Source organism: Ruegeria sp. BHSA162, from assembly GCF_059613385.1.
Window position 1 is genome coordinate 1 of sequence record NZ_JBXWSK010000119.1, and the last position, 6,762, is coordinate 6,762.

At 59.8% G+C, this 6,762-nt stretch carries 7 protein-coding genes; 5 read left to right on the plus strand and 2 right to left on the minus strand.

Translation table 11 applies throughout. The annotated features are described in order from the left end of the window. The 3 genes from AC2FM5_RS18770 to AC2FM5_RS18780 all read left to right on the plus strand — a co-directional run. Window positions 1-1,455, plus strand: a 1,455-nt coding sequence (locus tag AC2FM5_RS18770) for a cbb3-type cytochrome c oxidase subunit I (RefSeq protein WP_496737429.1), incomplete at its 5' end; no start/stop codon positions are given. Beyond that, entirely contained in the window at window positions 1,452-2,084 is a 633-nt protein-coding gene (locus tag AC2FM5_RS18775; RefSeq protein ID WP_170341891.1) for a cytochrome c oxidase subunit 3, read from the plus strand. The genes AC2FM5_RS18770 and AC2FM5_RS18775, both read left to right, overlap by 4 nt. Continuing rightward, window positions 2,077-2,403 carry a cytochrome o ubiquinol oxidase subunit IV gene (locus tag AC2FM5_RS18780; RefSeq protein ID WP_244952445.1) on the plus strand — a complete coding sequence of 109 codons (327 nt, stop codon included), beginning with the start codon at window positions 2,077-2,079 and terminating at the stop codon, window positions 2,401-2,403. Before AC2FM5_RS18775 ends, AC2FM5_RS18780 begins: the two co-directional genes overlap by 8 nt. A 7-nt stretch (window positions 2,404-2,410) precedes the next feature. Here the strand turns inward: AC2FM5_RS18780 and AC2FM5_RS18785 are convergent, their stop codons facing one another. Continuing rightward, entirely contained in the window at window positions 2,411-2,773 is a 363-nt protein-coding gene (locus AC2FM5_RS18785) for a fluoride efflux transporter FluC (protein ID WP_496737432.1), read from the minus strand. Continuing rightward, window positions 2,770-3,141 carry a fluoride efflux transporter FluC gene (locus AC2FM5_RS18790; protein ID WP_254433981.1) on the minus strand — a complete coding sequence of 124 codons (372 nt, stop codon included), beginning with the start codon at window positions 3,139-3,141 and terminating at the stop codon, window positions 2,770-2,772. Before AC2FM5_RS18790 ends, AC2FM5_RS18785 begins: the two co-directional genes overlap by 4 nt. A 224-nt stretch (window positions 3,142-3,365) precedes the next feature. Between AC2FM5_RS18790 and AC2FM5_RS18795 the strand changes: the two genes are divergently transcribed. Together AC2FM5_RS18795 and AC2FM5_RS18800 are read left to right on the plus strand one after the other, a co-directional pair. After that, window positions 3,366-5,111: a thiamine pyrophosphate-dependent enzyme gene (locus tag AC2FM5_RS18795; protein ID WP_496737434.1), complete on the plus strand. Its 1,746-nt coding sequence runs from the start codon at window positions 3,366-3,368 to the stop codon at window positions 5,109-5,111. 24 nt (window positions 5,112-5,135) lie between these two features. After that, window positions 5,136-6,716, plus strand: coding sequence for an FMN-binding glutamate synthase family protein (locus tag AC2FM5_RS18800; protein WP_170359345.1), 1,581 nt, complete (start codon window positions 5,136-5,138; stop codon window positions 6,714-6,716). The last annotated feature ends 46 nt before the right edge of the window (window positions 6,717-6,762 follow it).

Sequence of the window (6,762 nt, forward strand, 5' to 3'; positions counted from 1 at the left end):
ATCGGCACCACCCTGACGGGGATCAACTTTGCCGTCACGATCTACAAACTGCGCGCGCCTGGGATGAAATTCATGCGGTTGCCGATGTATTGCTGGACGATCATCTGCAGCTCGATCCTGATCGTGTTCGCCATGCCGCCCCTGGGGGTGGCGGCACTGTTGCTGGCCGCCGACCGGTATCTTGATTTCCATTTCTTCACCAATGACCTGGGCGGCAACATGATGAACTATGCCAACCTGTTCTGGCTGTTCGGCCACCCCGAGGTCTATCTTCTGGTTCTGCCGGCCTATGGCATCTATTCCGAAGTCTTCGCGACTTTCTCGGCCAAGCGGCTCTATGGCTACAACTCGCTGGTGATCGCGACCATGTCGATCGCGGTACTGTCGTTCACCGTCTGGCTGCACCATTTCTTCACCATGGGCCAAAGCGCCCTGATCAATGCGGTGTTCGGCATCGCCACGATGCTGATCGCCATACCCACCGGCGTCAAGGTCTATGACTGGATGGCCACCCTGTATCGCGGCCGCATCCGGTTCTCGGTGCCGATGCTGTACGGGCTGGCCTTTCTGATGCTGTTCGTGATCGGGGGGCTCAGCGGGGTGATCCTTGCCAACCCAACCGTTGACTATCAAGTGCACAATACGCTGTTCCTGGTCGCGCATTTCCACAACGTGTTGCTGCCGGGTGTCCTGTTCGGATTGCTTGCGGGCTACAACTACTGGTTTCCCAAGGCGTTCGGCTTCCGCCTGGACGAGGCTTGGGGGCGGATATCGGTCGTGCTGTGGACGGTGGGCTTCATGCTGACCTTCCTGCCGCTGTATTTCGTGGGCCTGATGGGTATGCCGCGCCGCTCCTACAGTTGGGAGGACCCGAGCTTTCACCCCTACATGATCACGGCCGTCATCGGCGCGCTGGTCATTCTGGCGGCCTTGCTGTCGGTCGTCGTGCAGCTGTGGGTCAGCATCCGCAACCGCGAACAGAGCCGCGTATCGGTTGGCGACCCCTGGGACGCCCGCACGCTGGAATGGTCGATCCCGGCCCCGCCGCCGCCCTACAATTTCGCGATCATCCCGCATGTCACGGACCGCGACGATTTTGCCGCCGCGAAAGAGCGTGGCGAGGCCTACCCGCACCCCGACCGGTACGAGGACATCACTATGCCACGCAACACCGGTATCGGTTTCGTGCTCTGCGTGCTCAGCGGTGTGTGGATGTTTGCGCTGGTCTGGTGGATCTGGTGGCTGGCGGCGCTGATGACCGTGATGATGATCCTGTCATTCATCCTGTGGACCTTTCAGACCGATACCGAAGAAGTGGTTTCAGCTGAAGACGTGCGCAGGCAGCACGAGGCCTGGCTGGACTTGGTTCGCAACGCGACCCCTGTGAACCGGGATCACGAAGGTGCGCCAGAAAACACCGGGCTTGCCCGACCGGATCTGGAGGCAGCGACATGAAGCCTGCACCAACCCACAGTTACCCAGGTCTGAACCTTGGGCGGCGTCATGCCAGCGCCCACAAGGCGACCGAAGTGGTGACCTTCGGTTTCTGGGTCTTTCTGATGAGCGACCTGGTCTATTTCGGGCTGATGTTCGGCGTCTACATCACCATGATCGACGCGCAGGCCGGTGGTCCTGGCCCGCACGACTTGTTCGATCTCTACAGCATCTTTGCCCAGACCCTGATCCTGCTGACCAGCAGCCTGACTGTTGGACTTGCCATGCTGGCGCTGAAATACAACCTGCCGCGCGGTCGGATCGTCCTGTGGTTCGGGGTTACGCTGCTGCTTGGGCTGAGTTTTCTGGTCCTCGAAATCCGCGATTTCATGTCGATGGCGGAAAAGGGTGGCATCCCGCAGCGCAGCGGTTTCCTGTCCGCCTTCTACGGGTTGGTGCCTCTGCACGGGCTGCATGTGGCGGCGGGCTGTGTGTGGCTGGTCGTTCTGGGCATTCAACTGCGGGTCATGGGGATGACCGACCTCGTGATTTCGCGCGTGGTGCGGCTGGCACTGTTCTGGCACTTCCTTGATCTGATCTGGATCGGCATCATCACCATCGTGTATTTCGGAGGGCTGACCTATGGATAAACGGTCCGAGATGCACAGGCGCGAGCGGCGCCGGTATGTGATCGGCTATGGCGGCTCGCTGTTGCTGACACTCACCGTGTTTGCGATCGCCTACTGGTTCGGCATCGAGACCAAGGGTGTCTACCTTGCAATTGGGCTGTTGGGTTTGGCGCAGCTGATTGTTCAGCTGGTCTATTTCCTGCATATCGACCGTCGCCGCAGCAGCCGCGAAGATCTGGATTTGGTCCTGTTCTCGACGCTGGTTCTTCTGATCATCATTCTTGGAACGGTCTGGATCCTGGGCAATCTGGCTATGCGGATGCACATGCCGGGCATGTAGCGACCGGCTAGCCCATCACCCACAGTCCCAGCCACAAGGCCAGCCAGCACAGTCCGAGGCTGAGCAGGATGTTTCCACCCGCAAGGACAATCGTCCGCTCGCGCTGCAGTTCAAGAGACTGGTAGGCAAAGCTGGAGAATGTCGTGAACCCTCCGCAAAAGCCGAAAACCAGGCGCTTTTCTTCTTCGGCCATCTCCACGGGCCCGCCGAGGTACCCGATCCAAAGCCCCAACAACAGGCTGCCCAATACGTTCACGACCAGCGTCGAGATCGGCAGGTCGTGGGTGATGGCCCGCGCGACCCAGTGGCGAAGGACTGCTCCCAGTCCGCCGCCCAGCCCAAACACCGCATGCAGATACAGATCGGTCATTCGGCCGACCCTCCTGAGCGGCGGCGGCGTCCGATTGCCTCGCCCAGAATGGCCGCGCCCAAACCACAGATAACTTCGGCCGCCAACGGGAAGATGACCGACCAGCCGTCGGTTTCAGCGATCCGTTCCAGTTCGGCGGCAAAGGACGAAAACGTCGACAATCCGCCGCAGAAACCAACGGCCCCGAGGTGCAGAACATGGGCATGCACCCGGCCGCGTATGGCGTAGAGCCATCCCAGAATGAAACAGGCCACGACATTGATGCCGAAGGTCGATGTCAGCAACGGCATCCCCGGAATTTCCAGCGCAAACAGTTCGCGCAGGATCGACCCAGCCGCTCCTCCGACAAAGACGGCGGCGTACATCATGGGCTTCCCCGAAACTGCCGCCTGAGTTTTGGCCAAGGACGCTTCTCCGCCTGTGGGGTTTGGATTTGGATAGCGGCTGTGCCGCCCGGGTTCAACCGCCGCAACTAAGCCACCGCAAATCCGCCCGATGCTTGGGGTGGCAGTACAAAGGCTTGCAATCAAAGGGCAACCTGCCCACGATCTATCGGGACAGGCCCGATGGGGTCGGAACCAGAGGGCAGGTCATGACGTCGAATTCCGTATGCAAGGTATTGCTGGATATTCTCGCGGATGCCGGAGGGCGCCAGATCTTCGGCGTGACGGGCGATGCGCTCAACCCCCTGCTTGAAGCCATGCGCGGGGATGGCCGGTTCGAATGGATCGGGGTCAGGCACGAGGAAAACGCAGCCTATGCAGCCTATGCCCAGGCGCATCTGACCGGCGGGATCGGGATTTGTGCCGGAACCGTCGGTCCCGGAGCGCTGCACCTGATCAATGGACTGTACAACGCCCGGCGTGAGGGTGCAGGGGTCGTGGCGATCACAGGTCAGGTCGCTCATCGGGAGCGCGGGACCGGTTACCACCAGGAAGTCAATCTAGAGAAGGTGTTCGAGGATGTCTGCGGCTATCAGGCCGTGATCAATTCGCCGGACCAGATGCCGCGACTGGCTCAGATCGCCGTGCAACGCGCCTTGATCAACCGCGAGGTCGTGCGGATCGAACTGCCCATAGACGTGTCCGAACAGCAGGTGCCCAGCTTGCACCAACTGCACCCGATCCTGAAAACGCCATCAACGCTGATCCCGCCCGAACCCGAAATCGACCGTGCGGCCGAGATCATCAACGCGGGCAGGAAAGTCGCTCTTTTCGCCGGCGTGGGATGCAGAGAAGCCAAAGACAAGGTTCTGGCTCTGTCCCAACGGCTGAACGCGCCGATCACGCATTCCCTCAAGGGCAAGGACATTTTTGACTATGATGATCCCAACGTGGTCGGGATGACTGGGTTGATCGGCAATCCCGGCGGGTATCATGCAGTGCGCGACTGCGATGTGCTGGTGATGCTGGGAACGGACTTCCCATACGAGTGGTTCCTGCCGGAAAATGCGAAAATCATCCAGATCGATCGCAACGTCGAACATCTGGGACGCCGCGCGCCCATCGCATCGGGATTGCTGGGAGATGTGGGCGCGACGCTGGATTTGCTCTTGCCAAAGCTGGCCGCAAAGGACGACAGGGCGTTTGCCGATCGTCAGGTCAAGCTGTGTACGAAATGGCTGGCGCAGCAAGACCGCGACTCCAGCCTCGAGCGTGACACCGAGCCACTCCACCCGCAGCTATTCGCGCGGCAGGTCTCCGACCAGGCTGCCGATGACGCGATATTTGCAATGGATATCGGCGAATGCACGGTCTGGGTGGCGCGTCAGACCCGGATGAAAGGCGGACGGCGCATGGTGGGGTCTTTCAACCATTCGTCACTGGGGTCCGGGTTGCCTTCGGCGTTGGGAGCCGCCGCACTGGATCGGCAGCGCGAGGTTTGGGCGTTCTGCGGGGATGGCGGATTTGGCATGTCCATGCAGGATTTCGTGACTGCCGTGCGCTACGAGTGGCCCATCAAGGTGCTGGTCTTCAACAACCAGACGCTCGGCTTCGTGAAAATGGAGATGGAGGTGGCGGGTTATCCGCTGAACCCCGCTGCTACCGATCTGGTGAACCCGGACTTTGCGGAATATGCGAGGGTTTGCGGTGGGGACGGGGTCCGTGTGGAACATGCGGCTGACATCCCCGAGGCCGTCGCGCGGGCCAAAGCCAGCCGAAAGCCATTCATCATCGACGCCATGGTCACGCCCGGCGAGTTGGTCATGCCTCCGCATATCGATACCAAGATGGCCTGGGGATTCGGCATGTCGAAACTGAAAGAAGGCATCCTGCTGGCCAAGGGTGAACATGCGCAGTGGGACAACTGGGTCAAGGAACTCAAGGCCAACCTCTGACCGATTGGCCCAAGGGAGAGCAAGATGATCGTACGTCGAATATATTATGTCGTGACCTATGTGGTTCTGCCTTTGACCGTGGTCTGGGGTTTGTACTGGCCTCCGGCATTCTGGCTGCTGATTTTGCTGGTCCCTTACGCGTTGGTCGGGCTGTACGACATGCTGACCACCAAACACAACGTACTGAACAACTATCCGGTTCTGGGCCATTTCCGGTATATGCTGGAGTTCGTCAGCCCGGAAATCCGCCAGTATTTCGTGGAAACCAACGAAAGCGGGCGGCCCTTCAATAGGATCATTCGCGCGCTGGTGTATTCACGAGCAAAGGGACAGGTCGACACTCAGGCCTTCGGCACCCAGTACGATATCACCGAAGTCGGATATCACCGGGCCAATCACTCGCTTGCGCCCAAGGACGTTCCGGAAAGCGAAGAGCGTGTGATGCTTGGCGGTCCTCAGTGTGAAAAGCCCTATCTCGCATCGCGGCTGAACGTTTCAGCGATGAGCTTCGGGGCACTCAGCGCCAACGCGATCCGCGCCTTGAACGGCGGGGCCAAGGATGGCGGTTTCGCACACAACACGGGCGAGGGCGGGCTGTCGCCGCACCATCTTGCCGAAGGCGGCGATATAATCTGGCAGATTGGCACCGGATACTTCGGTTGTCGGACGGCAGAGGGCGGCTTTGACAAGGACAAGTTCGCCCAGAATGCCCAGAAGGACGTCGTGAAGGCGATTGAGATCAAGCTGTCCCAAGGCGCGAAACCGTCCCATGGTGGTGTTCTGCCGGCGGCCAAGGTCGACGAAGAAATCGCGCTTATTCGAGGCGTGCCCGTGCATCAGGATGTGATTTCGCCACCCATTCACTCGGCCTTTGACGGGCCAACGGGCTTGATGCATTTCGTCCAACACCTGCGCGAAATGTCCGGGGGCAAACCCGTCGGTTTCAAGCTGTGCATCGGCAACCGGTCCGAGTTCATGGGGATCTGCAAGGCCATGCTGGAAACGGGCATTCTGCCCGATTTCATCACCGTAGACGGGGCCGAAGGCGGGACCGGCGCGGCGCCTGTGGAATTTACCAACCGTCTGGGCGTACCGTTGAACGAAGGGCTGATCTTCGTGAACAACTGTCTGCGCGGAGTAGGTCTGCGGGACAAGATCCGGGTGGTCTGTTCAGGCAAAGTGGCAACTGGTTATGACATGATCGAGAAATTCGCGCTGGGGGCTGACATGTGCAATGCGGCGCGGGCGATGATGTTCGCCGTGGGCTGCATTCAGGCCCTGCATTGCAATACGAACCGCTGCCCGTCAGGCGTCGCAACACAGGATCCCATTCGCGGGCGCGCGGTCAACGTGCCGCAGAAACGCAAGCGGGTTCACCGCTTTCATGACGCCACTCTGGAAAGCTTTCGCGAAATACTGGGTGCAATGGGGAAAGAGCGCGTATCTGACCTCGGCCCATCCGATATCTACCGCCGAATTGCCAATGAGCGCGAGTGCTCATACGCGGAACTTTACACCTTTATCGAGCCAGGTGCCTTGTTGAAAGACACAGTGCCGCAGGAATTTGCAGCGGATTGGCAGAAGGCGTTGGCGAGCCATTTCTGATTTTTTCTCGAATGTTCCAAGGATCCGTTCCTGTCTTGCGTCTGAA